Origin of the sequence: Rheinheimera sp. 4Y26, from assembly GCF_025245835.1 — a bacterium.
Classification (GTDB): domain Bacteria; phylum Pseudomonadota; class Gammaproteobacteria; order Enterobacterales; family Alteromonadaceae; genus Pararheinheimera.
Genome location: NZ_JAOBWS010000013.1, coordinates 33658 through 59325 on the forward strand (window position 1 = coordinate 33658; position 25668 = coordinate 59325).

General features: G+C 49.9%; 28 protein-coding genes. All 28 read left to right on the forward strand.

Annotated features, from left to right (window positions below; all coding sequences use genetic code 11):
* The first annotated feature begins 36 nt into the window (after positions 1-36).
* The 28 genes from N3Z11_RS15015 to N3Z11_RS15150 all read left to right on the forward strand — a co-directional run bounded on the left by N3Z11_RS15015 (position 37) and on the right by N3Z11_RS15150 (position 25667).
* A complete protein-coding gene (locus N3Z11_RS15015; protein WP_260658015.1) occupies positions 37-471 on the forward strand; it encodes a DUF5675 family protein in 435 nt (144 codons plus the stop codon).
* Between the two features lie 2 nt (positions 472-473).
* Positions 474-749, forward strand: coding sequence for a hypothetical protein (locus tag N3Z11_RS15020; protein WP_260658016.1), 276 nt, complete (start codon positions 474-476; stop codon positions 747-749).
* Entirely contained in the window at positions 740-1318 is a 579-nt protein-coding gene (locus N3Z11_RS15025) for a hypothetical protein (RefSeq protein WP_260658017.1), read from the forward strand. Before N3Z11_RS15020 ends, N3Z11_RS15025 begins: the two co-directional genes overlap by 10 nt.
* Positions 1315-1548: a TraR/DksA family transcriptional regulator gene (locus tag N3Z11_RS15030; RefSeq protein WP_260658018.1), complete on the forward strand. Its 234-nt coding sequence runs from the start codon at positions 1315-1317 to the stop codon at positions 1546-1548. The genes N3Z11_RS15025 and N3Z11_RS15030 overlap by 4 nt, the downstream gene beginning before the upstream one ends.
* Positions 1541-1879 (forward strand): DUF2730 domain-containing protein, encoded by a 339-nt coding sequence (locus tag N3Z11_RS15035; protein ID WP_260658019.1) that lies wholly within the window; start codon positions 1541-1543, stop codon positions 1877-1879. Before N3Z11_RS15030 ends, N3Z11_RS15035 begins: the two co-directional genes overlap by 8 nt.
* Positions 1879-2169 carry an ArsR family transcriptional regulator gene (locus N3Z11_RS15040; protein ID WP_260658020.1) on the forward strand — a complete coding sequence of 97 codons (291 nt, stop codon included), beginning with the start codon at positions 1879-1881 and terminating at the stop codon, positions 2167-2169. Before N3Z11_RS15035 ends, N3Z11_RS15040 begins: the two co-directional genes overlap by 1 nt.
* Positions 2170-2180: 11 nt before the next feature.
* Positions 2181-2762 (forward strand): DUF3486 family protein, encoded by a 582-nt coding sequence (locus tag N3Z11_RS15045; RefSeq protein ID WP_260658021.1) that lies wholly within the window; start codon positions 2181-2183, stop codon positions 2760-2762.
* Positions 2762-4387 (forward strand): terminase large subunit domain-containing protein, encoded by a 1626-nt coding sequence (locus tag N3Z11_RS15050; protein ID WP_260658022.1) that lies wholly within the window; start codon positions 2762-2764, stop codon positions 4385-4387. The genes N3Z11_RS15045 and N3Z11_RS15050 overlap by 1 nt, the downstream gene beginning before the upstream one ends.
* Complete coding sequence (locus N3Z11_RS15055) at positions 4387-5958, forward strand: DUF935 domain-containing protein (RefSeq protein WP_260658023.1); 1572 nt, start codon at positions 4387-4389, stop codon at positions 5956-5958. Before N3Z11_RS15050 ends, N3Z11_RS15055 begins: the two co-directional genes overlap by 1 nt.
* Positions 5958-7385, forward strand: coding sequence for a phage head morphogenesis protein (locus N3Z11_RS15060; RefSeq protein WP_260658024.1), 1428 nt, complete (start codon positions 5958-5960; stop codon positions 7383-7385). The genes N3Z11_RS15055 and N3Z11_RS15060 overlap by 1 nt, the downstream gene beginning before the upstream one ends.
* Positions 7385-7657, forward strand: a complete 273-nt coding sequence (locus N3Z11_RS15065; RefSeq protein ID WP_260658025.1) for a hypothetical protein — start codon at positions 7385-7387, stop codon at positions 7655-7657. The genes N3Z11_RS15060 and N3Z11_RS15065 overlap by 1 nt, the downstream gene beginning before the upstream one ends.
* Positions 7645-8091: a phage virion morphogenesis protein gene (locus N3Z11_RS15070; RefSeq protein ID WP_260658026.1), complete on the forward strand. Its 447-nt coding sequence runs from the start codon at positions 7645-7647 to the stop codon at positions 8089-8091. Before N3Z11_RS15065 ends, N3Z11_RS15070 begins: the two co-directional genes overlap by 13 nt.
* 116 nt (positions 8092-8207) lie before the next feature.
* Positions 8208-9473 (forward strand): KAP family NTPase, encoded by a 1266-nt coding sequence (locus tag N3Z11_RS15075; protein ID WP_260658027.1) that lies wholly within the window; start codon positions 8208-8210, stop codon positions 9471-9473.
* Positions 9474-9550: 77 nt separating this feature from the next.
* Positions 9551-10666, forward strand: a complete 1116-nt coding sequence (locus N3Z11_RS15080) for a phage protease (protein WP_260658028.1) — start codon at positions 9551-9553, stop codon at positions 10664-10666.
* Positions 10667-10670: 4 nt separating this feature from the next.
* Positions 10671-11597 (forward strand): Mu-like prophage major head subunit gpT family protein, encoded by a 927-nt coding sequence (locus N3Z11_RS15085; protein ID WP_260658029.1) that lies wholly within the window; start codon positions 10671-10673, stop codon positions 11595-11597.
* 41 nt (positions 11598-11638) lie between these two features.
* The gene (locus N3Z11_RS15090; RefSeq protein WP_260658030.1) at positions 11639-12079 is read left to right on the forward strand and encodes a hypothetical protein; all 441 of its coding nucleotides are present in this window, start codon (positions 11639-11641) and stop codon (positions 12077-12079) included.
* Positions 12079-12495: a gp436 family protein gene (locus N3Z11_RS15095; protein ID WP_260658031.1), complete on the forward strand. Its 417-nt coding sequence runs from the start codon at positions 12079-12081 to the stop codon at positions 12493-12495. The genes N3Z11_RS15090 and N3Z11_RS15095 overlap by 1 nt, the downstream gene beginning before the upstream one ends.
* The gene (locus N3Z11_RS15100) at positions 12495-12932 is read left to right on the forward strand and encodes a hypothetical protein (RefSeq protein ID WP_260658032.1); all 438 of its coding nucleotides are present in this window, start codon (positions 12495-12497) and stop codon (positions 12930-12932) included. The genes N3Z11_RS15095 and N3Z11_RS15100 overlap by 1 nt, the downstream gene beginning before the upstream one ends.
* A 3-nt stretch (positions 12933-12935) precedes the next feature.
* Complete coding sequence (locus N3Z11_RS15105; RefSeq protein WP_260658033.1) at positions 12936-13058, forward strand: hypothetical protein; 123 nt, start codon at positions 12936-12938, stop codon at positions 13056-13058.
* A 3-nt stretch (positions 13059-13061) separates the two neighbouring features.
* The gene (locus N3Z11_RS15110) at positions 13062-14012 is read left to right on the forward strand and encodes a hypothetical protein (protein ID WP_260658034.1); all 951 of its coding nucleotides are present in this window, start codon (positions 13062-13064) and stop codon (positions 14010-14012) included.
* A 61-nt stretch (positions 14013-14073) separates the two neighbouring features.
* Positions 14074-14505, forward strand: coding sequence for a hypothetical protein (locus N3Z11_RS15115; RefSeq protein ID WP_260658035.1), 432 nt, complete (start codon positions 14074-14076; stop codon positions 14503-14505).
* 53 nt (positions 14506-14558) lie between these two features.
* Positions 14559-14858: a DUF1799 domain-containing protein gene (locus N3Z11_RS15120; RefSeq protein WP_260658036.1), complete on the forward strand. Its 300-nt coding sequence runs from the start codon at positions 14559-14561 to the stop codon at positions 14856-14858.
* Between the two features lie 113 nt (positions 14859-14971).
* Positions 14972-20593, forward strand: a complete 5622-nt coding sequence (locus N3Z11_RS15125; protein ID WP_260658037.1) for a tape measure protein — start codon at positions 14972-14974, stop codon at positions 20591-20593.
* Positions 20590-22023, forward strand: coding sequence for a hypothetical protein (locus tag N3Z11_RS15130; protein ID WP_260658038.1), 1434 nt, complete (start codon positions 20590-20592; stop codon positions 22021-22023). Before N3Z11_RS15125 ends, N3Z11_RS15130 begins: the two co-directional genes overlap by 4 nt.
* Positions 22020-22865, forward strand: a complete 846-nt coding sequence (locus tag N3Z11_RS15135) for a hypothetical protein (RefSeq protein ID WP_260658039.1) — start codon at positions 22020-22022, stop codon at positions 22863-22865. The genes N3Z11_RS15130 and N3Z11_RS15135 overlap by 4 nt, the downstream gene beginning before the upstream one ends.
* A complete protein-coding gene (locus tag N3Z11_RS15140; RefSeq protein WP_260658040.1) occupies positions 22866-23276 on the forward strand; it encodes a hypothetical protein in 411 nt (136 codons plus the stop codon).
* Between the two features lies 1 nt (position 23277).
* Positions 23278-25278: a hypothetical protein gene (locus N3Z11_RS15145; protein ID WP_260658041.1), complete on the forward strand. Its 2001-nt coding sequence runs from the start codon at positions 23278-23280 to the stop codon at positions 25276-25278.
* Complete coding sequence (locus N3Z11_RS15150; RefSeq protein ID WP_260658042.1) at positions 25275-25667, forward strand: hypothetical protein; 393 nt, start codon at positions 25275-25277, stop codon at positions 25665-25667. Before N3Z11_RS15145 ends, N3Z11_RS15150 begins: the two co-directional genes overlap by 4 nt.
* Position 25668: the final 1 nt, after the last annotated feature.

Consider the following 25668-nt stretch of genomic DNA (forward strand, 5'->3'; position numbering starts at 1 on the left):
TCTGCGGTTAACCCCCATTAACCGCAGATTAGGCCGATGTCCCAGCCCTTAAAACTCCGTTTAAAAACCTTTTCATTCCCACATGGCACTTATGGCGAGTTGTTTAATGCAACTACCGGCGAAAGGCTTTGTGTAACTGCTGAATGCCCCTGGCTAAACAACGAAGTTGGCCGCAGCTGTGTGCCGGCAGGTGACTATGTTGTATCGGCCCATGTAAGCCCACGTTTTGGTAGATGCCTGATTATTAGCGCACCTTCACTTGGTGTTACTCCTGCAGGCCCAAGCCTTCGCACCCACTGTTTATTTCATGCTGCCAACCGGCCATCAGAGCTAAAAGGTTGTATTGCACCAGGTAATTATTTTGGTGCCATCGACAACGATTGGGCCGTGATGGAGTCGCGCAAAGCTCTTGAAAAGCTGCTGGTACTGGTCGGCAACGATGAAGTGCAACTTCGGATTGAGCGGTATTAACTATGGGTCGCAATGCTGACTGGAGTTACCAGCGTGGCCGCCAGGCAAGGTTTGAAGCCGAAAAGGCGGTATATACCGGTTCAGTTTCCTCTGCAGAAAAGCCGGCTTTACATAGCCGCGACGCCACCATGCAAGCCATGTTCGACAAGGGCTGGCACAGTCCAACCCCAGTTGAAATCCAGCAATTTATTAACCCTCCCCAGTCTATCGGCGAACAACTCAGAGCCAACAAGCGTCTGCGGGAAATTCTGAAATTAGGAGCAGTTGAATGTCGATAGCACTGATTACCAGCATAGCCACCATGGCTATTCGCCAGGGGCCAAACGTGATCCGGGGTATTGCCTCGCTGTTTGGTGGCAACGATACCGCAAGCAAAGTGGCCGATATTGTGGAGCAAGTTGGCAATATTGCAGGGCTGAGCCCAGAGCAAAAGATTGCTAAAACAGCAGAGAAAATTGCTGCCATGCCACCTGAAGTTTTATTGGGTCTGGAGCAGCTGAAAATTGAACTGGAAAAAGAACAGACTCGACGCCAGGAGCTGGCTTACAGCGATCAGCAAGCAACCCATAAAGAAACGCAGCTCACTATCCGAAACGGTGACAACGCCACCGATGAATATGTGCGCCGCACCAGGCCATTAATGGCTCGGCAGTCATTTTATATAGGCTCGCTGTACGTCATTGCGATGGAATTGTTGCTGGCCTTTGGTAAAAGCAGCACAGGTGCAGACTGGGCTATGGCTTTGGCCATTTATACCCCTGCACTCAGTTACATGGGCCTGCGAACACTAGACGGCTTTGCTCCCTTTGGTAAAAGCAGTGCACAAAAACCAGGTAAACCGGCATGACAGATTTAATTGACCGCGCTGCCGAACTGGAGCAGCAGCAGCGCGAACAGGCGCTGCAATCGGCTCTTAGCAAACCGCTTGAATCTCAGGAAATAGACGAACTGGGCAATTATTACTGTAACGATTGTGGCATTCAAATCCCGCCCAAACGCATTGCAGCTGTGCCAACGGCCGTGTGCTGCATTGACTGTCAAACCATCCGTGAACGCATAGGAAAACACTTTGTTTGATGACATCAATTACAGCGGTGCCAAGTTTTGGTTAGACCTTGCTCAGGTTGTTTTTACCGCCTTGATTGGCCTTTATGTGCTGGTAAGTAAACCCACCAAGCAAAACAAACAGGCCACAGCGGCTCTGAAAGAAACAGTGGAAGCTCAGGAAAAACGCCTGGGCACACTGGAGTTAAAGATGGAGTACATACCGGACCAGGACGAATTTCACAAACTGGATAAAAAAGTGTCCGAGCTGGTCGGCAAAATCGGCAACGTGCATGACCGGATGCGAAGTGTCGACCAAAAGCTGGATTTATTAATTGAGAACGAACTTAGAGGGAAATCCTGATGTTGCAGGAATTGATGACCGAACATCAGCGGCTGGCCATTTTACGCCTGCTGGCTGAGGATTCCGGGTATGACCTGAATGAATCCATTTTGCATGATGGTGTGAACGCGCTGGGGCTTGATATCAGCAGGGACCAACTGCGGACGCAATTAGCCTGGCTGAGTGAGCAGGGCTGTGTGCAGCTTGACAAGGTTGGCTCTGTGCAGGTAGCAAAACTAACCGAACGTGGTTTAGACGCAGCCAATGGCCGTGCCCGCATTCCTGGGATCAAACGCCCAACGCCAAAATAAAAGGTGCCCCAATGAATGATAAAGTCACCAGGGGCCGTCGCAGCAAAATCCATCTGTTACCCGAAGAGATCCGGCGCGAGCTGGACAGCAAGCTGCGTGATGGCCGCCTGACCCAGCAAGATGTGCTGGATTACATCAACGACCTAATTGAACAAAGCCAGTTACCAGAAGAAGAAAAGACAGAGCTGAAAATAAGCCGTTCTGGCCTGAACCGTTACGCCACTCACTTAGAAACCATCGGCAAAGATATCCGGGAACTGCGCGAAGTCAGTAACGCCCTGGTGGCGCAGCTTGGCGACAAACCCACAGGTGATGTCAGCAAGATGATCCTGGAGATTGGCCGCACTCAGTTATTCAAAGCCATGATGCAGCAGTCCAGCGCTGAGGAAATGGATATTGGTCTGATTAAAGACGCCATGTTAGCCGCCCAGCGACTGGAAGCGGCGGCAATGCAAAGCCATAAGCGTGAAAAAGAAATCCGGCAGTTGTTTGCAGCTGAAGCGGCCGAAGCTGCTGAAAAGGTAGCGAAACAGGCTGGCTTAACCGCAGATGGTGTGGCTGCTCTTAAACGTGAAATTTTGGGGATCGCCTGATGAAACTGCCCAATGCTGTTGCCAGCGTGGCTGCCGCTGCAGTGTTAGCAGTAACGCCTATAGCTCAGGCCGTGGCTGAATCTGTTGATCATCATGTAAGCCAGCTCAGTCAGTTTAATCCGGCAGAGGTGCTGCTGGGCTACCAAAAACGCTGGGTGGCAGATGAAAGCCCACTCAAAATTGCTGAGAAAAGCCGGCGAACTGGTATCACCTGGGCTGAAGCCTGTGATGCCGTATTGTGTGCATCAACGAGGCGTCAGGATGGTGGCTGCAACCATTTTTATGTGGGCAGCAACAAAGAAATGGCCCGCGAGTTTATTGAAGCGGCTGCCATGTGGGCGCGGGTTTTTAATAAAGCCGGCTCTGAAATTCAGGAAGAAGTGTTTGTGGACGGTGGTCAGGAAGGCAAAGAGATCCTGACCTTTGTGGTGCATTTTGCCAGTGGTTATAAAATCCAGGCGCTAAGCTCCAATCCATCAAACCTGCGTGGTATGCAGGGCAATGTCACCATTGATGAAGCAGCATTCCATGAGCGTCTGGCAGAAGTATTAAAAGCCGCCCTGGCATTGACCATGTGGGGCAGCAAAGTCCGTTTAATCAGCACTCACAACGGTATTGAAAACCTGTTTAATCAACTGGTGCAGGACAGCCGCGCCGGCAAAAAACGTTATTCGGTGCATACCATAACGCTTGATGATGCCTGTAAAGACGGCCTTTATCAGCGTATTTGCCAGACACGCAAACTGCCCTGGACACAGGAAAAAGAAGACGAATGGAAAGCGGGTTTGTTAAAGGACACCGCGACTGAAGAAGACGCCCTGGAAGAATATTACTGCGTGCCCAAAGCTGGAGCCGGTATCTACCTCAAGCGCACGCTGATAGAGCGTGCCATGGTCAAAGACCGCAGTATTCCGATTGTGCGTTTTACGGCCCCCAAAGACTTTGAACTGAAATCAGAAGTTGAGCGCCAACGCATTGTCAGCGAATGGCTTGAAAACAACGTGCTGTATTTACTGGAGCAGTTGCCTAAAGACTGCCGGCATGTTTTTGGTGAAGACTTTGCCCGCAAAGGCGACTTGTCGGTATTTGTGCCGCTGACTATCCGGCCCGACTTAACCAAACGGGTGCCTTTTGTAGTGGAAATATCCAACGGCACCTATGAAGCACAGCGCCAGATTTTAATGTTTATTCTGGAGCGCCTGCCACGCTTTACCGCTTCGGCCTTTGATAGCACCGGTAACGGCGGTTATCTGGCTGAATCTGCCAGGCTGAAATTTGGCACTGAAATGGTGGATTGCGTAATGCTGAGCCAAGCCTGGTATCGCGAATGGATGCCCAAGCTTAAAGCTGAGTTTGACGATGGCTTTATCGAAATTCCTCGCCACCAGGACATCATCGACGATCTTTGCAAAATCCAGATGAGAAACGGTGTGCCGCAAATTGAAAAAGGATCCGGCAAGGGGAGTGATGGCCAGCAGCGCCACGGCGACTTTGCAGTAGCTCTTGCCATGGCCGTGCGCGCCAGCTGGATGGAAGGCGGCGAAATCGACTTTACCTCTATTACAGCACTCACTCAAAACAAAGATGCCCCCTCAGAAATGCAATCCGCAGCAGGATGTTGGTAATGCAAACAGATAAAAATGGCACCACGTACCGGGTGCGCGAAAAACAGAAACAAACCGATAACAGCCCACGCATTATGCAGTTGCGCCGCGAGTTCGCTGAGCATCCAAGCCGTGGTTTAACGCCTGTTACCCTTGCGGCCATTATGACCGACGCCGAGCAGGGCAATTTGCTGGGCCAGTGTTACCTGGCTGAAGATGTTGAAGAAAAAGACGGCCATATCTATGCCGAATTGTTTAAACGCCGGATGGCGTTAACCAGTGTGCCTTTCAGAGTAGAGCCACCCCGTAATGCCAGCGCCCAGGAAAAGAAAGACGCTGCCAATTACAACGATGTGCTGACCGATATCCCTAACTTTGAAGATGTGCTGTTTAACATGGCCGACGGCATATTGAAGGGTTTTAGCAATATAGAGTTTCACTGGGAGCGGTATCACGACTTCCGGTTGCCGGCTGATTTTCAGCACCGGCCTGCCACCTGGTTTCAGTTGTCGCCGCATAATCAGGATAAGCTGGTGCTTCGAAATGGCACGGTTGAAGGCGAAGCCCTTGAGCCGTTTGGCTGGATCCAACACCGGCATGCTGCCAAAAGTGGCTATGTGGCAAGGTCTGGTCTTATCCGGCAACTTGCCTGGCCCTTTATCTTTAAAAATTACTCAGTGCGCGATTTAGCTGAGTTCTTAGAGATTTATGGTATTCCGATCCGCATTGGTAAATATCCGGCAGGCGCTAGCCCCGATGAAAAGAACCGGTTGCTGCAGGCTGTGTGGAGTGTTGGCCATAACAGCGCCGGCATTATGCCCAAAGGCATGGAAATGGACTTTATTGAAGCGGCCAAAGGCGGTGGTGAGCCGTTTATGACCATGATGTCTTGGTGTGAGCGTATTCAATCCAAGGTGATTTTAGGTCAGACGCTAACGGCTCAGGTCGATAGTTCCGGCAGTCAAGCCCTGGGCAATGTGCATAACGAAGTGCGGCTGGATATCCGCAACCATGACTTACGCCAGCTGGCCAGCACGCTTAACCGCGATTTGCTTTGGCCTATGCATATGCTCAATGGCAAGTCTTATAACGGCGATCCACGCCGGTTGCCGCAAATTAAGTTTGATATTGAAGAAGCTGAAGACATTAAGCTCTTTAGCGAATCATTACCGGCCTTGGTTGGCCTGGGTATGAAAATCCCTTCAGCCTGGGCACATGGCAAATTGTCTATCCCACAGGCAGAAAATGGCGAAGCAGTGCTGGGCGTCGCTGCAGCACCTGCAGTGCCTGCGCCTTCAGATAAAACAGCTGCACTGCGGTTAGCCATTGCCAGCCTGAAAGCAGAAGTCCCGGAAAAGGATTTAGCCGACCAGTTTGCGGCGCAGTTGAGAGTAAAGTCAGCGCCGGTAATGCAAAAGCTATTAAAACCGGTAGAAGAGTTAGTGGCCAACGCCACAAGTCTGGAAGATTTGCTGCAACAGCTGCTTCAACTTGAAGGTAAGCTGGATGAGTCTGAACTTGCCGAAGTGATGCAACTGGCGCTCAGTACTGCTGAATTGGCGGGCCGTTTTGATGTTGCTGCAGGTAACTGATGGCAGCAGTAAAACCAACAGCCCATTACGGCAGCCTGCCATTTAAAGAGGCCATTGCCTATTTCAGGGCAAAGCTCAACCTGCCAAGTGAGCGCTGGGCTGATGTTTGGCGTGAACAGCATGACGCCGCCTTTATGGTAGCTGGTGCAATGAAGTCAGACTTACTGGCCGATTTACGCCAGGCGGTTGATGCAGCAATAGCGGAAGGGCGCAGTTTAAAGTGGTTTCAAAGCGAGTTTAAAAACATTGTTAAACGCACTGGCTGGGAGCATAACGGTGATGCTGCCTGGCGGGCGCGGGTTATTTACGATACCAACATGCGCCAGGCTTATAACGCCGGCCGTTACCAGCAACTGCAGCAGTTCGAGTTCTGGCGATATGTGCATGGCGATAGCCGTTACCCAAGGCCGGACCATCAAAAACACCACAACTTGGTACTGCCTAAAACAGCAGCTTTTTGGCAGATATGGTTTCCGCAAAATGGCTGGGGCTGTAAATGCAAAGTCATTGGCGAGACAAAACAAAGCATTGAACGCAAAGGTTTAAAGGTATCTAACGAGCCGGAAATTCCTATGCGGGATTGGGTTGATAAAAAGACCGGCGAAGTTCACCAGGTGCCAAAAGGCATTGATCCAGGCTTTGACTATGCGCCCGGAGCCAGCAAGCCAAGCGAACAAATCAAACAGCAGTTGGCCGATAAACAACCTCTTGCTGAGCGCTTACCAGAACGTCTGGCACCATCAGCTTTTAGCACTGTACCTGGTGTGAATATCCATCGTCTGAATGAAAAGCTGACCGAACTTGCAGCAACCTCAGCTGGCCCGCAAGTACAGCAGCTGTCGCAGTTCCTGCACAAACACGATATTAAAACGCTGTTTATCACTCAGGCGCAGATGAATCCAAAGGCGATAGCGCCGACCAAGATATTGTCTGATGTTAATGATTACCTGGACGCAAAGACGGAGTTTCACCCTCTGCAGCGCTTAACCACCAAAGGTTACTTATATGCCAATGGGTTTACCTCAAGGAGTTTTAATCATGTAGTTGTCAAAACAAACGCTGGCAACGCTTTAAGCAGGGCTGCAATTAATGAAATGCGCCGGGCTGTGGATTTGGCAATTATTAATAAACAGAGCGACAAAGCAGCCTGGACTTTATCCGATATCATCAGAAAGCAGGTGACAGATGGTAGCGACGGCGCGGTGCTGTCGGATTGGCTCCATGAAATGGGCCATCAGTTGCACTACAAAACCGGACTAGCAAAAAGCGGTATCTCTGACTGGGTGACGGTTTACAGCACCGAAAACTTTAAAGAGTGGCATGCAGAGCACTTTGTTATGTGGCTTTTAAACCGTAAAGCACTGGCGGCCTGGCGTGAAGATGTTGCACTATACTTTGACCAATTAATGAAACAGGCGTTGAACTGATGTCGATAGAAGACGCGATTAAAAAGGCAATGGCCGGTGATTTTGGCCCTCAGGAAAAAACGCCTGTGTCAGACAAGGCCCGTGAGATATTCCGCTCAGAAAGACCATTTAAGGAGCGGTGGGATTTGATCTCAGCGCTTGAAGCTGAGCTTGACCAAGCCAATAAAGAAGACTGCTCCCGTTATGGCAGTATCATTGAAGGCATGCATGCTGATGCAGAAACTGCCGAAGATATCCGTTATATGAATGCGGAGGCAAGTTGGCAGGAATAACCTTTTCAGCTCAGCTTACTGGTGTATCTGAGTTAGTCGACACACTCAATAAACTGATGGCCAACACGAAGAACCTGCATCCGGCTCTGGCTCAGGTTGGTGAATATCTGCTGGAGTCTCACCAGGCACGCTTTCAACTGGAAGTTGCACCGGATGGCACCCCATGGGCACCACTGGCACCAGAAACTTTAGCCCGCAAAAAAGGTGAAGACAGGATCCTGCAGGACCAAGGCACACTGCGTGACACCTTAAGTTATGACGTCAGTGCCAATGAGCTGTTTTTTGGCTCCAATCTGGAATATGCAGCAACCCATCAATTTGGCCGTGAAGAGGATGGCATTGAAGCCAGACCTTTTATCGGCTTTAGCGAAGGCCCATGGCAAGATAGTGTGGAAATCTTGGTGATTTTACGGGAACACCTTACCAATCGTTAAAAACGCCTGTATCGTGTTTACAGCCTCTTTATCTTAAGTGTTGGCATAATGGCGTTTTGTTGGAATTAATGCGGCTGACGTCGATTTAAATGGTCTTTAAACGATAGGATGTTGAAATGGATGATTCGGGAATTGTTGATGTATATGACCGCAGTGATTTTGCATCGACGTTGGTCAATATAGTCACTTCAAAAGTTGAAAGTCCATTTTGTATCGGACTAGATGCCAAATGGGGAAATGGTAAAACGGCGTTTGTTAATTACTTTTTGAAACCAGCATCAGATAGCATAACTCTGCCAATTGTTATATTTGATTGCTTTGAGCAAGAAAGGTCAGGTGATCCATTCATCAGCATAACTCAGCATATACTTCAGGCTTTTCCCCAAAATTCAAAGGTTGATATTCACGACGCTCGGGAAAAAGTGGTCATGACGGCAAAAAAAGTTGCGTCTGCAAGTGGGGCAATTCTTTTTAAGGCATTGGCAAGGACTGTACTTAGGCAAGATGCAGATGAAGTTTTGAATACGTTTTTAAATGAAGAACAAGCAAAAATCATAAGTGATGAAACAACTGTTGCCATGGAGAATTACGTATCCGAGAAGCTGAGAAATGGATTGCAAGAAAAAGCTGCAAAGGAGAGTTTTCGGACTGCAGTTTTAGAGTTAGCTGAGAAATTATCGAAACATGGCAAAATTTTAGTTGTAATCGATGAACTTGATAGATGCCGTCCCGAATTTGCTTTAGAAGTTTTGGAATCAACTAAACATATTTTGAACGCAAAAGGTTTAGTGTTTGTCATTGCATACCATAAAGAGCAAATGCACACACTAATCAGACATCAATTTGGTAGTGATATAGATGCTGGTCAATATCTTCACAAATTCATTAATCTAGATTTAATACTGCCTATTACCAAAATTAGAGATAGTGATACTCATTTTGGAAGCTTAGTGAAACAGTTTTTCCGGCCATTCACCATCAATGAACGGACTGTCGCGGAATTCAGCAGCATCCTTAGAACCTTGAATATTTTTTACTCATTTGAGGCTCGAACAATTGAAAAAATATGCACCACTTTCGCTTTGTGTGAGGGAGGCAGGTTAGACCTTAGGCTTCAAATACTAATCGTAGTTTGGTCTATTAAGCATCCTGATTTATTCAAATTAATTTTGCTTGGGACTTCCTTTCCACCAGAAGCTACTCAAGAACTGATGATTGAACCAATTTCTAAACTTCTCAATTTTGAGAGAAGCCAAAGCCCTATGGACCCTATCGCTCCAGCAACCTACATCAACACATTACTTGCAGGAACTAATGGAAATGACATAAGCCATTTCAATCGTGTTTGTCATTTTGCAAATTTAGTAAATCAATACAAATAACTAGCAAACTGCTTTAATCAGAAAACTGAATAAATGCGATCAAAATCAGCCCAGTGAGTTATTAACCCTGGGCTTTTATGTTTTCCAAATCCGCTTTATCCATCGCTGTTTTATCTGCTGCCGGTAGCACCAGTCCGCTGGGTTATGCCGTTCTGACGGCAGAGCTTGCCGGTGGTGACGATTGGGCACAGTTGCTACCAGATGGCGAGTTTTCCGCAGTTGATGGCCGCCCGCATGATGTTCCTGGCGGCAAGTGGCGCATGAATGCCCAGGTGGCAGAACGCCTGATTGCCCAAGCTGCCCTTCGCAAAAATGACCTGCTGATCGACTACGAACACCAAACCTTAACAGCTGCCGAAAAAGGTATCCAGGCACCGGCATCCGGCTGGTTCCGTGCAATGGAGTACCGGCCAGGCAAAGGGCTTTATATCAAGCCCAGCTGGACCCCAAAAGCTCAGGCGTTTATTGACGGCAAAGAGTATCGCTATCTTTCGGCTGTGTTCCCTTACGACACCACCACTGGCGAGCCAACAGCAATTCTGATGGCGGCGCTAACCAACAATCCTGGCGCTGACGGAATGGAGGCGCTTGCCTCTCTCGCGGCCCGGTTTGAACAACCCAACCACGGAGATAAAACCATGTCCGATTTGCTGATCCAGCTTTTGGCAAAGCTTGGCATTGAGCTAAAAGCAGGGGACACCCTGACCGATGCTCAAGCCCAGACTGCGCTGGATGCTGTTAACGACTTGCAGGCCAAAGCAGGCAACGTTGCTGCCTTAACTGCAAAAATTGAAACCCTTGAATCTGCCGGCGCCGGAAATATCGACCTTGCGCAATACGTGCCCATTGCACAGTACAACGCCGCTATTGGCCAGGTTGCAGCACTGACAGCTACCACGGCCAGCTTAACCGTTGAGCAAGTAATTGCTCAGGCTGAAAAGGACGGCAAGCTCATTTTGGCCTCAGAAAAAGATTACCTGGTAAGCCTGGGTAAACAAAATATGGCCGCGCTTACGGCACAGCTTAATGCCCGCCCTGTGATTGCTGCATTAACCGCAAAACAATCCGAGCAACGCAGCAAGCCGGATGCCCAGGACAAATCACCGGTAGCGGCTTTAACCGCTGACCAGAAATTAATTGCGGACCAGATTGGCGTCTCACATGACGAGCTGGCCAAGGAATTAGGAGCTTAAGCACATGGCAATGGTTAACTCAGCAACCTTAAACGCGATGCGGGTCGCATTTAACAAAGTATTTGAGCAAGGCAAAACCCGCGCAAACCCACAGTACAAAGCAGTTGCTACCGTTGTGCCAAGCACCACTAAAAGTAACACCTATGGCTGGTTAGGTCAGTGGCCAGGCTTTCGTGAATGGGTAGGTGATCGTGTTATTAACTCGATGAAAGAACACGGTTACGCCATTCAGAACAAAGACTTTGAAAGCACTGTAGGCGTTGACCGCAACGACATTGAAGATGACAACCTGGGCGTTTACAACCCGATGTTTGACGAAATGGGTTATGCCTCGGAAGTTTTCCCGGACGAGCTGGTATTTCCGTTACTCAAAGCCGGCTTTACCACGCTGTGTTATGACGGCCAAAACTTCTTTGACACTGACCACCCGGTTAATGCCAAAGTTGATGGCTCCGGTGCTGACACCTCAGTGTCTAACGTAATTATTGATGGTGCTTATGTTGGTCAGCCGTGGTTCCTGCTGGATGTGAGCCGCTCCCTCAAACCTCTGGTGTACCAGGAACGCAAAAAGCCGCAATTTGTGGCCATGGATAATCCGAATGACGAGCAGGTATTTACCAAAAAACTGCTGCGTTACGGTGTCGACCTGCGCTCTAACGCTGGTTACGGCTTCTGGCAAATGGCCATTGGCGTCAAAAAAGAGCTGACCTACGCCACGCTTTGGCAGGCCATCGAAATGATGAGCGATTTTAAAGCTGACGGCGGCAGGCCACTTGGTCTTGGCAAAAACAAACTGTTGCTGGTTGTCCCGAATAGCAAACAGAAAATTGCCAATCAGATCAAAGCCCGCGATTTGATTGATGACGGTGGTGTAACTGTCAGCAACGACCTCAAAGACAAGTTTGACGTTTTAGTCGCCGACTTCCTGTAATCCATTGATAGCTCCGGTTAGCGCCGGGGCCGGAGAACATTATGAGTAACAAAATCATTCTGGTGACCGCTTTGGCGGCAAGCTTTCGACGTGCAGGACTTGGCTTTACCGACCAGGGCACCTGTTTATGCCGCGAACAACTTACTGATGAACAGTACCAGCAAATCATCGGTGAAAAACGTTTGTCGGTACGTGAAGTTGCTCCGCACGAGATACCTGAAACAGCAGACACCAGCGCGATCCGCTGGCTACTGGATGGCGACGGGCAAACAGGCAAAACAGACAGCACGCAAATTACGCTGGTAACAGTAGCAACCTTTGCTGAGGCATTTGCTCAGCTGGACCCATCTAATCCGGACCACTTTACCGGCGGTGGTAAACCGCAACTGGACCCACTGAGCAAGATGCTTGGCAGAGCGGTGAGCGGTGCTGAGCGTGACAGCGAATGGGATGCCTTTAAAGCTGCCGGAGCTACTGCCTGATGTATTGCGATCTGACAGAACTGCAAAGCCGCTTTGGTCTGGACGAGATAAATCAGCTGATTGATCCGGACGGCACAGGCGCTGTTGAAGCAATTGCTTTGGCAGAGCTGACGACAGCCAGCGCCACTATCGACAGTTATCTGACAGGTCGCTATCCGCTGCCACTGAACGTGGTGCCGGTGATTCTGGTTGGTATTTGTGCCGACTTAACCCGGTATGCGCTTTATCGCAATGCTGTGCCGGAGCTGGTTAAAGAGCGCTACCTGGCAGCAATTCGCTGGTTACGCGATGTTGCGGACGGTAAAGCATCCCTTGGCTTAAGTACCGCCCATGAGGCACCGGCTACAGATGCGGCCATTGAAATTAAGAGCGGTGGCAACGTCTGGCAGCGCGATATCAGTAAAGGGTTTATCTGATGATTTTAGCCGCCATTGCACAGCTCCTTCGGGACTATAAACCAGCCGGTCAGGCCGTTTTTGGTCAGGTAGGCAGCGCATTTAATGTTGCTGCTGCGATGAAAGACGGCCTGGTTAAACCACGCCAGGTGTATGTCATTCCATTGCCTTCAGGCTTTGGTAACGGCACTCAGGACCTTGGCCCGCTGATGCAGCAGTGCCGGTTTGAGTTTGGCGTGGTGGTTGGCATTAAAGCTGTGGATGACCCCAAAGGTGAAAAAGGCCCGGCGGTGATGGATGAAACCACAAAAGCAATCACGGCCTGTTTGCTGGGGAAGTGTCCGGTGCAACACGCTGACCGGATTGAAATCACCAGGGCAGAACCTATTGGCATTAAAGAAAACGCGATCTGGATGTTGTACCGATTCAAAACAACGGTGCCAGTGCACCAGGAGTAAACCATGACCACACATCATCAGGGAGGCCGTCGCTATGTATTAGATGGCAAAGAGGTCTCCCAGGAACAATACCAAAAGGCCAAAAGCAAGCAGCAAAAACCTGCTCCGGCCGAGACTCAGGAGTAAGCAATGACTTTACGTGCTGAAGAAGAATACATGCTGTTTAAGCTCAATCCGGGCGCTTATGGTACAGACCAGGCGTTGGTGGCAGCTGATGCAATTGCTGTTTTTGACGTTGGTTACAGTCAGGAATTTACCAAAGAGCAGATGAAAGAAGCTTTGGGTTTTCCAGGCTCACCATTTGAAAAAATTACCGGTGGTTATCAGCAGCTGACGTTTAAGTGTTATGTGCGTGGTGCATCTGATGGCCAGGTTGATACGCCTGTGCCTTACGGCCCGCTGCTGCGTGCTGCCGGTAATAGTGAAACGGTAGAGCTGACTGGTGTTTCTTATGCGCCGGTCACTCAGAACTTTGAGCACGGCACCCTCTGGTATTACGTCGGTGGTGCCAACGGTGTACTGCACAAGATGATTGGCGTGCGTATGTCGGCCAAGTTTGTCTCCAAAGTCGGCGGCCTGGACTATTGGGAATTCACGGCCATGGGGCTTGATGTTGACCCGGTAGCCGCAGGGGCATTGCCTGACGTCGACTGGTCTGGCTTAACAGTGCCAATGCATACAGCTGCCAACACAGTGCAGACCATGACTTTGTTTGGTGCTGCAGTTGGTATGGCCACTTTAACCATTACGCCAGGCAACACCTTCAGCCACATGCATGTGACGAATCAGGAAGAAATCGCATTCGAAGCGCGAAATGGCTCTGTTGATATTTCCATCGTTGAGCCGGATCCAACAGTGGTGAACTACTGGTTAAAAGCCAAAAAAGGCGACCAGGGCGCACTTGCTTACCAGCGCGGCAAAACGGCCTCTAACGGCGGTGACATTGTGGCGTGGAATATCCCGAATCTGCAGCTGGCATCGGCAACCCGCCGTAATGACGCTGGCCGCCTGTATCTGGATTTAAAGCTGAACATTAAGCCACTGACCAAAAACAGCGATTACGTGTTCCAGACGAAGTAATCCTTTGTGGCAAGGATGCCTTTAACCGCTTTTTAAAACCCATTAAAAACCGAGGTAAACAATGAAAAAGTTTCAAATCAGCGCATTACAACAGCGCCAGTTTAAAGCGCCGGTAACAGTCAAACTGGCCAGTGACGAAGTTGGTAAAAAAGGTGAAATGCAGTACGACACTATCCATTTTGTGGTCCGTTTTCGCTCAGTTCCTGGTGATGAAGCACGCAAAAACTTGCTGCGGGTAGAAGAGTTGCGTAACCAGGGCAACAGCCTGGAAGAAGTGCTGACCGAAAGCCTGAACCAGAGCAAAAGTTATGTTCTAGGCATTGAAAAACACCCTGAGCATCCATTCCCATTCCTTGATGGCGAAAACGACGCAGAAAGTTCCCCTGAGCTGATTGAGCAGCTTCTTAACGTGCGTGAAATCCGCGAAGCCATTGAAAAAACCTACGGCGAAGCCCGTAGTGGCGAGTTGCTGGCAAAAAACGCCAAGAAGTAGCCAGGTGGTGGGCGTCCGGGGCAGTTAATAAAAAAGATGCGGTGGCCGAGCGGATGCGTTTGGCTGGCGCGCCCCAGGACGTCATTGACCAGGTAATTAAGCAAAACAACGGTGCACCTGAAATTCAGCCTGCCAACTTGCTTATTACCAGGTTGTTTTTCGCCTGCGCTACCCAGTGGAATTATGCCGGTATGTCCGGCAGCCGGACGGGCTTGAACTACGGTGCTGTTGATGTCCGGGCAGCAAAAATACCTGAATACCAGGCATTAGATCTGGATGACCAGGAATGGTTGTGGGAAGGCTTGCAGCAAATGGAAGCTGAAGCCCTGAAGGTGTGGCAGGAAAAGGATTAACCGGGATTTTTAAACAACCAAACCAAAAACGCTGCCACACAAAGCCCAATCACCAAAAACACAGTAAGTAAAAAATCCATTAATCCATACCTTATCCGGGAAAAAGCTGCAGTATGAATGACTTAGTTCTCGCGCTCAAGTTAACCACTTCGGGTGGTCAGCTGGTGGTCAAAGACTTGTCCACAGTGACACAGGCCAGTAAAAAGGCTGAGCAAGCGATTGACGGTTTAAGTCAGGCTGGTGCTCAGTCAGCTTCCGGTTTAGGCAAAACAACGCAAGGCAGCCAGCAATTAGGCCAGGAGGCCAAAAAAACAGCCGCAGAGCTTGATGGCATGCGCGGCCGTATGTTGGCGCTGGCAGGAGTTGGCGCCGCTCTTTTTGCATCCCTGCAGGCGTTTTCGGGTGTAAAAGCCCTGATTGACAGAGCCGATGATTTTAACGTTCTGCAGCAGCGGATCCGTACAGCAACCAATGAAACCCAGGATTACAACCAGGTCAGCGCTGAGATGTTTGATATTGCTCAGCGCAATGGTGCCGCTCTTGGCACAACAGTTGAGCTGTTTCAGCGTTTATCCACCTCCCGCAAAGATTTAAAAGCCACCAATGGCCAGATGCTGGAATTTACCGATGCCGTACAAAAGCTGGGTGTAATTGGTGGTTCAAGCACACAGGCACTGGATGCAGGCTTGATGCAGTTAGCCCAGGGATTATCTGGTGGTGTGCTTCGGGCAGAAGAATTTAACTCACTCCTTGAAAACATTCCTGAAGTTGCCGCCCGTATCGGTAAGGGCATGGATGATATTGGCAAATCAGAAAACGAGCTTGGCCTTGGTGACCTTAGAAATCTTGTCCTAGAGGGCAGGTTATTATCTGAAGATGTGCTGCAGTCTATCCTGGTGCAACTGCCGGAAATCGAAAAGCAGTTTGCAACTATGCCTGTAAGTGTCGGCCGTGCCGGCACAATGGTAGATAACAGTTTTTCAGCCGCCTTAAGCCGGCTTGATACCATCACCGGCACCACCCAAGCCTGGGCAGAAATACTGGTCAAAATATCCAACTCATTGGATGACATGAGTGCCGCCGAGCTGCAAGACACTGCAGCCGCTTTAATGGCCGTGGCTGGTGGTGCTGCTGCATTAGTGATGTTGACCCGTTACAACATTGGCCTGAAAGCCATTGCTGTAAGCGGTGCCGGTGTAATTGCGTCGACAGTACAGCAAACTGCAGCCCTGATGGGTGTTGCCGACGCTTCTTCTGTTGCAACCCGGCAAATTACCTTATTAGGTGTTGCAAGCACTGCTACCAGTCGCGCTATGGCTTTGCTTGGCGGCCCAATCGGCCTTGCATTACTTGTTGCTGGTGCGATTTATCAGTTTGCAAATAACAGTGAGTTGGGCGCTGAAAAGGCAGATTTATTAGCCGAGCGTCTGAACAAATTATCAGGTGCATATGGCGAAGTTTCTAAAGCCAAAATTCAGGAAGCCGTTGCAAGTAATACAGCTGAGTTAAAAACAAGTGCTGACCGCATTGCTGAAATCACCAGCAAGATGGTCAGTATTCGCAAGGCGATTGAATTAAATCCAGCCAGCAACGCTGCCAGGGCAGGTCACAAAGAACTTGGCCAGTTAAAGCAAGAACTGGCAGAGCTGAACGCACAGCAAAAGGTATTGTTAGAAGACAGTGCCAAACTTGGTCAGCTTTTTTTCGACTTTTCTGCAGCCACGGATCCATTTGCCGAAAGTGCCGCCAAAGCCTCTGACGAACTGCTGAAGTTATATAACGCACAAATGTTAAATGCTCAGGCTGTTGACGCCCAGGGCCGTGCTTTAAACGATGTTGATTTAGATCTCTTTAAAACCCGTTTTAAAGAAGCGACCAGCTTACCCAAAGATGCCGAAGCAGCCATTAAATCATTTGCAAAAACGGCAGAAGCGGCGGCGCAATTGGCAGCTAATGATAAGTATTTGGCTGGTCTGAAAGAAGAAGTTCGCCTGCAACAAATCCGCCTGACATTAGGTGAAGCCGAATACGAGCTAGCCAAAGCTGTGAGCAGCCAGAAAATGACAGATACGGCTCAGCTCAAACTGCTCAAAGACACACTGACATTACAGCGCCAGATCGCACAGACCAAAAACAATCAGGACGCTTTAAAAGCATTAAAGGCCGAAAACGATTTACTGCAAGTACGCCTGACCAAAGGCGAAAAAGAGTACCAGCTGCAAAAGATGATCCGTGACCTGAAAGTATCGGATCCGGCTTTGATTAAACAGCTTGATGCTGAAATCGAACGTCAGCGTTTACTGAATGAGCAGCTGGATGTTCGTCAATATCTGACTGATGGCAGCTATGAAGAAGTACTGGACGGTCTGACCAAAATTGGTGATGCCGGAAGTAGCGTAGGCAATGCGTTAGTTGACAGTTTCGGCTCTGTTGCAGACCAGTTTGCCCGCATGGCTGAGCAGCAAGATGAATTTGCCCGCAAGTTTATTACCCTACATGAAGCACGCAAAAAAGCTGAAAAAGAGGTGGATCCGGAGCGCAGAGCCAAGGCCCTGAAAAAAGCGGATGCCACTGAACGCGCATTGATGGAAGACCAAACCCGGCTGCAAATGGGAAATTATGCCGATTTAGCCGGCGCTGCCAGCAAGATGTTCAGCGAGCAGAGTAAAGGCCGTCAGGTCATGCACAAGCTGGAAGTGACTTTTGCTGCCATCGAAACTGCTTTAGCCCTTAAAAAAGCCGCAGCCAATGCCATTGCTGCCATTACCAACCAGGGCGCTGGCGACCCTTACACTGCTTTTGCCCGGATTGCCGCCATGGCGGCCATTATGGCTGGGCTTGGTGTCTTTAACGGTTCTGCTTCTGGCGGCGGTGTCAGTGCTGAAGAGCGCCAAAAAACACAAGGCACCGGCACTGTGCTGGGTGATTCCGATGCTAAATCTGAATCTATTGCCAATGTGCTTGGGCGCATTGAAGACCTTGAACTCGACCAGTACGCCGAACTGCGCTCAATCAATAACAGCATCCGCGAACTATCTGCCGGCATTAAGAATCTGGCGGTGAACCTTGTTGCAAGTTACGGCCGCTTTAACGAATCCAATTACCCTGGCGAACTGGGTAAAGACTACAACCTGCTACTTGGCTCTAATGTGGCTGCCTTTACTACCGGCGGTTTAGTGGGTGTTGCTGTGGACAAGCTGCTGGGCGGGCTGGTTGGCAACATTACGAATAAGCTTTTAGGCGGTTTGTTTGGCAGTAAAAAAACAGAGCTTTTGGACAGTGGCATTAGCTTTGCCAGCCAACAGTTGGGAGACATTTTATCCAGTGGTTTAGTGAACGCCACGGTGTATGACGTGATTAAAACCACGAAAAAGAAACTGTTTGGCCTGAGTAAATCCAGCTCTGAAAAAACCGAATACCGCGCCATGGACGAAGCAGTAAAAGCAGAGTTTGGCCGTATCTTTTCGCACATGGGTAAATCCATTACTGAAGCGGTAGAGCTTTTGGGCTTAGAAACCGGCAAATCCCTGGAAGGCTTTGTGATTAATCTGCCGAACCTGTCTTTTAAAGACCTGAGCGGCGATGAAATTGAAAAAGAGTTGCAGGCGATGTTCAGCCAGCAAGGCGATTTAATGGTGCAGTATTTGCTGCCTGGCATTGCTGAATTTCAGAAAATGGGCGAAGGGCTTTACGACACGCTGCTGCGCGTTGCTCAAGAACAGGCCGTATTTAACTCAGCTCTTGATAACCTTGGCCATCAGCTCAGCCGGTTCTCTGGCGTGACCAAAGAAATGGAAGTGCAAATTGCTCAGTCCATTATTGAAATGATGGGTGGCATTGAGCAGTTCCAGTCATTAACGGCTGATTATTTTGCCGAGTTCTACTCCGAAGCAGAGCAGCTGGCCGCAGCCACTCAGTCTGCCCAGGCGCAGTTTGCCAGCCTTGGTCAAACTATGCCGGCCAACCGCGAAGCCTTTAAAGCCATGGTGGAAAGCCTTGATTTAACCACAGAGTCAGGCCAGCAAATGTATGCGGCATTGATGGCACTGTCGCCTTTAATGGACCAGATATTTGACGACCAGGAGCGCCGCGCTAAAGAGTTGGCCAACTTTAACAAAGGCATTGGTGATGAACTGGCCAAGCTTGATATGTCCGACCTTGAGCGCAACCTGTTTGATTTAAAAGCCTGGTATGACGCACAAATTAAAGAAGCGGCAGAGCTTGGTGCTGACACCACACTGCTGGAAACCTTATATGCCCGCAAACGTGATGCACTGATTAACGACACCTTTAATACGCTGGTGGATGCCATTACCCAGGCAAGCCAGGGCATTGATAATGCCATCCGGGATATTCGCCGCAGCATGGAGGGCTGGAGTGAAACAGATTATCAAAACAGCCAGGTCAATCAGCTGCGCAGCCGACTTGGCAGCGGCGACATTAACGCTCAAATCAAGAATATTCAGGCCCTGCAAGGCGCTATTGTCAGCCGTTATCAGGCGGAAATGGCAGTAAACAACAACTTAATGCAGCAGGCGCAGTCGGCACTGGATAACCTCAACGCCAGCTGGGGCGAGCTGACTTCGCAGCTGACCGGTGTGCGTAGCGCCATCTCTTCGGCCATTTTGGATTTACGCCGCCAAAGCAGCGGCTGGAATGAAGTGGGCTACCAGTCCGGACAAATTGGCCAGTTGCGCGGCAAGTTAGGTGCCGGCTCAGTGCTGGACCAAATTAATGTGGTTGGCCAACTGCAGCAAGCCATTATGGACCGTTACAACGCTGAGCTTGCAGCAAACCAGCAAATGCAATCGGCCGCCCAGGAACGCTACGAAGCCGACGTTGCCGCGCACGATGCACTGCGCGACGCTGCCCGTCAGTTACTGGCTGCAGCCGATGCACTATTGCTGTCGGACTATTCGCCGGCCCTGATGGGCGAGCAATTTAAAGAGGCGCAAAAGCAATTTAATAGCCTGTTAAACAGGGCTAAAAGTGGTGATACCGACGCAATGCAAAGTCTGCAGTCAGCAGGCTCCAGTTACCTGGATTTAGCGCGGGATTACTTTGCCAGCGGCAGCTCTGAATATGCAGCCATCTTTGATGAAGTGCAAAAGGCTTACCGTGGCTTTGGTGGAGCAGCAAATGCGGCTGAGCCTGCAGTGCCCCGTGCTGTGCTGCAATACCAGGAATCGGATGCGCAGCTGCAGCAGCAAACTATTGCTGAGCTGGAAGCCCTGCAAACCCTGCTTGACGAGCTGGAAAAACAAGCGCTGGCAGAAAAAACAGCGGCCGAAGAAAAAGCCAAGGCAGAACTTGCCGCTTACCAGGCAAAACAACTTGAGCTGCAACTGGGCGCTATTGCTGAGCTGACCGACTTGCAAACCATGCTGGCCGATTTGGAAGCGCAAGCCGCAGCCCAGCGTGATGCGCAACTGGCTGCAGCACAGCAACAGGTTGATGCCATTGTGGCGCTCGAAGATGGCTTTGGTGAAATTGTAGATGCTATCCGAAGCATTCCGCCCCCGGTCATCATTATTAACCCGCCTGCAGTACCACCAACCGGCACCGGCAATGCCAATGCCAGCGGTACTGATAACAGTGCTGTGGTTGCTTTGCTTGAGCAGCAACTGCAACAACAGCAACAGGCCAATGCCAGGCAGCAACGCCAGATGGCGGCAATGCAGGATGATTTACAGCGCACGCAAGCCATGCTGTATGAAAACCGGAGGCTGGCATGAGTTTCAGCCAATGGATCAAAACACCAGGTGTCGACCGCTGCTATTTAGTGGAGTTTCAGGCGCGCCAGGCAGGCGAGCTGGTGACCGTGCGCCGTTCAACGCACCCATACCGTACCGGGCCATTGGATGTGCCGGCATTTACACCTTACCTGGACACCATTTTATCTGTGGGCAGCTGGGGCCGCGAACTGACCGAACTCTTTACCGGTTATAGCACTACCGCCAAGACCAGCATTGAGCTGTATCTGGATGATGAATTACTGGCGTTAATTGAGTCTGCCAACGTTGGCGGCCTGCCGGTAACCATTCGTTGTGGTGATGCCGGCTGGCCTTTGGCTGATTTTGGCTTGGTGGTGTCTGCCACGGCGGATGCGTTAGTGGCCACCAGTTTTGATACTGCCCAGCTGACCTTGCGCGATAGTGCAGAGCTGCTGCGCCGGCAATTACAAAACACCTTAATTAGTGTGGGGCCAAACCTTGGCAAGCCTGTGCCTATTTGCCTGGGCCGCTGTTTTAATATCAGCCCGGTACTGATTAATGAAGCCACCAAAACTTACCAGGTACATGACGGCGCTATTCAGGCCATTACTGCAGTGCGTGAAAATGGCGTGGCCATTCCATTTACTGCCAATGTGGCTGCAGGCACGTTCTCGCTGACCAACAATGCCAAGGGCAGAGTAACCGCTGACGTGGATGGCGCCAAAGTGTCGGATGTTTGGCTGCAAACCGCTGCACAGATGATCACCTACCTGGTTGGCCGCTTTGGTATCGCAGAGCCAGCCGGCTTAAGTGCGCTGCCGGCATATCAGCTGGGCCTTTATGTTTCGGCTGAAAAGCAGCTGGCCACAGTGCTTGATGACATCAGTGCCAGTGTTGGCGCTGCCTGGTATTACAGCAGAACCGGTCAGTTGCAGTGGCTGTTTTTTAACGGCCCGACTGAGCCAGTGGCCACTCTTCACGCTGATGATATTGAAGACAACACCTTATGGCCGCGCCGGCGGATTGCGCCGGCTAAAACCGTCAAACTGGGTTACCGGCGCAACTGGACACCACAGGCAGATGGCCTGGCAGGCTCAGTGCGTGAAACCACGCCAGCCCTGGCCACAACGTATGAACAGGAAGAATCTGCCTATACCGCGCCAAATGCCGGCGTAACGGGCAATTTTCCGGATGCAGCTGACGTTACGGCCAGCACGCTGATTGTCACGCTTGCCGATGCCACAACAGAAGCCAACAGGCGTGCTGCCTGGTCAGCTGTTCCCCGCACTGTGTTTGAGTTTTCGGCTTTTGCCGCTCCTTTTAACCTCGATTTAGGCCAAACCGTGACTATTGAATATCCACGCTATTTTTCTGAAGGCGGCCATGCGGTGATCACCAGGCTTAGGGATGACTTATTAACTGACACCTGCGTACTGGAGGTAGTCCGTTGAATAATGTCCGCATGATCATGAACAACAAATGGGACGGCGCCGCACTTGCCATCAGTACAGGAACGGCCATTGGTTCACTGCCACTTTCCAACAGCCAGGTTTATGGCCGCAGCAAGACCACAGGCGTTATGCCGGATGAAAACGGCTTATCGGTCATCAAATTTGACCTGCAGGAATTAACGCTGTTAAACGGCCTGGTGCTGTACCGACACTTCCTCAGTAATGGCGCCAAGTGGCAGGTGGAGCTTTTTGAAGGCCCGGATTGTACTGGCGTCAAACTTTATGACAGCACCTTATTGGATGCTATCCCAACCAAAACCCTGGGCGAGCTGGATTGGTTAGTTGATCCGCTGGTGTCCAGTGCCTTTGATAACTGGCCGTTTCGTTTCTCTCAGTTGTGGTTTGCCGAAACCTTTGCGCTTTCTGGTCGCATTACCTTGCTGGACAGTGCCAGCAAAGATGGCATTCACGAATTTGACCGGGTTTATCTTGGCCAGGCATTTACGCCTTCGGTGAACTTCAGCTGGTCTTCTGAATTTGCCTGGCAAACCACAGCACAGCAAAAAGTGACAGCTGCAGGCTCTGTATTTGCAGCAGCTAAACCAAAAACAAGGCAGCTGGCACTGTCCATGGACTACATACCGGAAACCGAGCGCCCGCATATTTCAGCAGCCATTCAACACGTTGGTTTAAGCCGTGATTGGTTTATCAGCCTTTATCCGGGCACAGGTGGCATCAAAGAAATTGAACATGCAATGGCCGCTAAATTCACAGCGCTGCCGCCAATCTCCAACAACTTTTTTAATAACTACACGGCCAAGTTTTTGGTTCGGGAGGCATAAATGACAGCTCCACTTTCACCACCTGGCGTGGTGTTTTCGGCAGCGAATAAAGGCGGGGATTATCTTGCCAAATTGCAGCTATTGGCCCAGGGCGTTGATACAGCGGTTAACGCTTTTAATGCTCAGCTTGAAGCCGCTGAAACTGCAGATCAAATCCGGCTGGCCACTGCACAAATCAAAAACGATGTGCAGGTTATCCAGACAGAAATAAACCAGGCTCTGGCAGCGGCTTATGCCGCCATTGGCACAGCAGGCGACACCGCAACTTATGCCACTCAGCTTGTGACTGCTCGCCTGATTGGCCAAAAGCCATTTGATGGCACAGCGAACATCCAGCTCGACACCGGGGACATCACAGGGCTTCAGGAAAAGCTTGATGACATTGAATTAACTGCATTGATGGGGCTGTAGCATGACGATTGCAACAACAAATTTAAAAGCACAGGTTCAGGCAAGAATTGATGCTGCGACAGGCGCAACAAGCCTGAAAGACCTGGCGGCCATTCGTATGGCGGCTGAAGGATTGGGCTGCAACGAATCTAATACCGACACTCTTATTGCTGCAAAGTTAGCGGCAATGAATGGCGAAACACTGTTAAAGGATATGCTCCTGGGACGGAAGGCCAGTGAACTCCCACAAGGAACGGTGCTGTATTCGGCTCCATTTGATGTAAGCGCCGGCGACGATATTTATATTGATGTGCTGGGTAAGTTAAAGAAAAAGCAGCATCCAGTGAAGATGGCGGTGGTAGCCTCTGGCGTTAACCAGTATCTGAATTCTTCCAGTTCATTCCGCACTTACCTTAATACACATCGTGGCGGCCAGCCTGGCGGTAGTACTGACCTTTGGTGTTTTAGCTACACATTACAAGATGGCAATATCATGTTTGGTGCGTTAACCGGAAGCGCATCAACTAATGCGCTTTGCCACACCTTTATCGTGAATCCTACGGACATGGCGGTGCTGAGCTATCAGGCAGTGAATATTTCCTATGGTTCCGGCAACTCTTCTAACTTCAGGGGAGTCGGTCTTCGTGAAGTTTCAGCTAACACATTTCGTCTGTATTTTGCGGCAGCATCAAGTGGTGAGTCGAACCCTGTTTCAATAACCTTTAATACTCTGACTTATAACCCTGCAACCAAGGCTGTCACTACAGCTGCTGGCACTACAATTCAGACATCGCCTGGTGGTGCTTTCGATTCGGTGTCGAATAAACAAGGTGACCGCTATGTGCTGATGCACACAAGCATTTACACCTATTGTTTGGATATGCAAAACGGCACTGTAAACACTTATTCTGGTATTTCAGGTGTTACAGGTCTTAGTCAGGTCGTTCAGTTCGATGTTGACAGCGTTGGATATGAATACGCATTAGTTTTGGTCGGTGCCACGCCAAAGCTCCTTAAAGCTGGCGTCGACTCGGTGCTTGATATTCCTGCCAACCTTGCTGCTGACGGATGTGTCGGAACCGGCTGGGTTAAAACCAGAATTGGAGCTGGCGCTTACATTACCCGCAATCAAACCACCAAAGTTATGAAACTTGTGAAGTTCAGCGCTGACTACACAACCTGCGTTATTTACACCCTGTCATCTAACTACGAAGGCACTAACGCATCAAATAACGGCGAAGCTGTTTATAAAAAAGGAGACCGTTATTGGTTCATACCTAACAACCTGGCCACATCAGCTGTCTCATTCCTTTGGGATGGTGTGAATGCTCCCACCGGTTTTATGGTGTCTCCAAATGTATCGCCCTGGGATGCTCCTTATCTCGGTGGCAGGGGCAAGGTTGTTGCATCTTCAGCAGATACTTTAGTGAACATGGCCGGAGTGATCACAAGTAACAGCGGCGGTGTTCTGGCTTATGGCGCTTACATACAGTTGTGTGATGCAGCAGAGTCATTTTCTACCAGGGCAACTAAGGTTGGCACCGCTATTACTGATGCAGACGCCAATAACCTTTTTGAGCTGCAACTGAATGCTAAAACAACTTTTGTTACCTCTTCGCTGACAACTGATCCTGAGCGGATTAGTCATGGTGGATTGGTTACAAAACTTGAGAAGTGCCGGCCTCAAAAAGTCGAACTGATGAACGAATCGAGTGCTGCGCTTAGCCAAAGCAATATTGGTGACGCAATAGACTGCAGCACGGCACTCAGCACATCAGGCATTCAAAATATATCGTTTGGCAAAGGCGCATTAGTTCTCAACGAAGCAGACACAGAGACAACCTGGCGTGTCACATTCGAAACCGGGCCGACGCAAGGAGGTATCTCAGCAACTCACTTAAATGGTTACCGCCAAACAGTTGGCTCTACTACTGCGCTTGTAGCGGCACGTATCAACTCACCAAAACCAGTGCTGGTGTCCACCTATGGCGCAACGGTTCTGACAGGAGAAACACCCGTATGATGATTTTTAACCGAGCTGCAGAAAATGCGACTGACCTTCTAACGAATACTGAAGCCCCGAAAATTAGCGAAACAGACTTAGGTCGACGCATTACCGTTAATGCCTTTTGGGGCCGTTTTTCATTTGAAGAATCCGTTGCTTTTGAAAACGCTTTGTCATCGAGTGCCGAGCTGCGAGTGCTTGATAAAAGGCTGGCTGCAGTTGTTGCCACATATGTTGATTTAAATGATCCAATGTATGAAACGGTAGCAATGCCGGCATTGGTAGCTGCAGGCATTTTGAGTTCAGAGCGTCCTGGAGCGATTTTATCTGCCCCAACTCAGTGGAAAGAACTGCCCCCATCTATCCAGCAGAGTTTTATTGATGCTGGTTATCAAATCGACGTTTAAA

What these genes read in the sequence shown, in the direction of transcription:
- N3Z11_RS15015 (WP_260658015.1), top strand. Translation starts at nt 37, where the DNA reads ATGTCCCAGCCCTTAAAACTCCGTTTAAAAACCTTTTCATTCCCACAT.
- N3Z11_RS15020 (WP_260658016.1), top strand. Translation starts at nt 474, where the DNA reads ATGGGTCGCAATGCTGACTGGAGTTACCAGCGTGGCCGCCAGGCAAGG.
- N3Z11_RS15025 (WP_260658017.1), top strand. Translation starts at nt 740, where the DNA reads ATGTCGATAGCACTGATTACCAGCATAGCCACCATGGCTATTCGCCAG.
- N3Z11_RS15030 (WP_260658018.1), top strand. Translation starts at nt 1,315, where the DNA reads ATGACAGATTTAATTGACCGCGCTGCCGAACTGGAGCAGCAGCAGCGC.
- N3Z11_RS15040 (WP_260658020.1), top strand. Translation starts at nt 1,879, where the DNA reads ATGTTGCAGGAATTGATGACCGAACATCAGCGGCTGGCCATTTTACGC.
- N3Z11_RS15045 (WP_260658021.1), top strand. Translation starts at nt 2,181, where the DNA reads ATGAATGATAAAGTCACCAGGGGCCGTCGCAGCAAAATCCATCTGTTA.
- N3Z11_RS15050 (WP_260658022.1), top strand. Translation starts at nt 2,762, where the DNA reads ATGAAACTGCCCAATGCTGTTGCCAGCGTGGCTGCCGCTGCAGTGTTA.
- N3Z11_RS15055 (WP_260658023.1), top strand. Translation starts at nt 4,387, where the DNA reads ATGCAAACAGATAAAAATGGCACCACGTACCGGGTGCGCGAAAAACAG.
- N3Z11_RS15060 (WP_260658024.1), top strand. Translation starts at nt 5,958, where the DNA reads ATGGCAGCAGTAAAACCAACAGCCCATTACGGCAGCCTGCCATTTAAA.
- N3Z11_RS15065 (WP_260658025.1), top strand. Translation starts at nt 7,385, where the DNA reads ATGTCGATAGAAGACGCGATTAAAAAGGCAATGGCCGGTGATTTTGGC.
- N3Z11_RS15075 (WP_260658027.1), top strand. Translation starts at nt 8,208, where the DNA reads ATGGATGATTCGGGAATTGTTGATGTATATGACCGCAGTGATTTTGCA.
- N3Z11_RS15080 (WP_260658028.1), top strand. Translation starts at nt 9,551, where the DNA reads ATGTTTTCCAAATCCGCTTTATCCATCGCTGTTTTATCTGCTGCCGGT.
- N3Z11_RS15085 (WP_260658029.1), top strand. Translation starts at nt 10,671, where the DNA reads ATGGCAATGGTTAACTCAGCAACCTTAAACGCGATGCGGGTCGCATTT.
- N3Z11_RS15090 (WP_260658030.1), top strand. Translation starts at nt 11,639, where the DNA reads ATGAGTAACAAAATCATTCTGGTGACCGCTTTGGCGGCAAGCTTTCGA.
- N3Z11_RS15095 (WP_260658031.1), top strand. Translation starts at nt 12,079, where the DNA reads ATGTATTGCGATCTGACAGAACTGCAAAGCCGCTTTGGTCTGGACGAG.
- N3Z11_RS15100 (WP_260658032.1), top strand. Translation starts at nt 12,495, where the DNA reads ATGATTTTAGCCGCCATTGCACAGCTCCTTCGGGACTATAAACCAGCC.
- N3Z11_RS15105 (WP_260658033.1), top strand. Translation starts at nt 12,936, where the DNA reads ATGACCACACATCATCAGGGAGGCCGTCGCTATGTATTAGATGGCAAA.
- N3Z11_RS15110 (WP_260658034.1), top strand. Translation starts at nt 13,062, where the DNA reads ATGACTTTACGTGCTGAAGAAGAATACATGCTGTTTAAGCTCAATCCG.
- N3Z11_RS15115 (WP_260658035.1), top strand. Translation starts at nt 14,074, where the DNA reads ATGAAAAAGTTTCAAATCAGCGCATTACAACAGCGCCAGTTTAAAGCG.
- N3Z11_RS15120 (WP_260658036.1), top strand. Translation starts at nt 14,559, where the DNA reads ATGCGTTTGGCTGGCGCGCCCCAGGACGTCATTGACCAGGTAATTAAG.
- N3Z11_RS15125 (WP_260658037.1), top strand. Translation starts at nt 14,972, where the DNA reads ATGAATGACTTAGTTCTCGCGCTCAAGTTAACCACTTCGGGTGGTCAG.
- N3Z11_RS15130 (WP_260658038.1), top strand. Translation starts at nt 20,590, where the DNA reads ATGAGTTTCAGCCAATGGATCAAAACACCAGGTGTCGACCGCTGCTAT.
- N3Z11_RS15140 (WP_260658040.1), top strand. Translation starts at nt 22,866, where the DNA reads ATGACAGCTCCACTTTCACCACCTGGCGTGGTGTTTTCGGCAGCGAAT.
- N3Z11_RS15145 (WP_260658041.1), top strand. Translation starts at nt 23,278, where the DNA reads ATGACGATTGCAACAACAAATTTAAAAGCACAGGTTCAGGCAAGAATT.
- N3Z11_RS15150 (WP_260658042.1), top strand. Translation starts at nt 25,275, where the DNA reads ATGATGATTTTTAACCGAGCTGCAGAAAATGCGACTGACCTTCTAACG.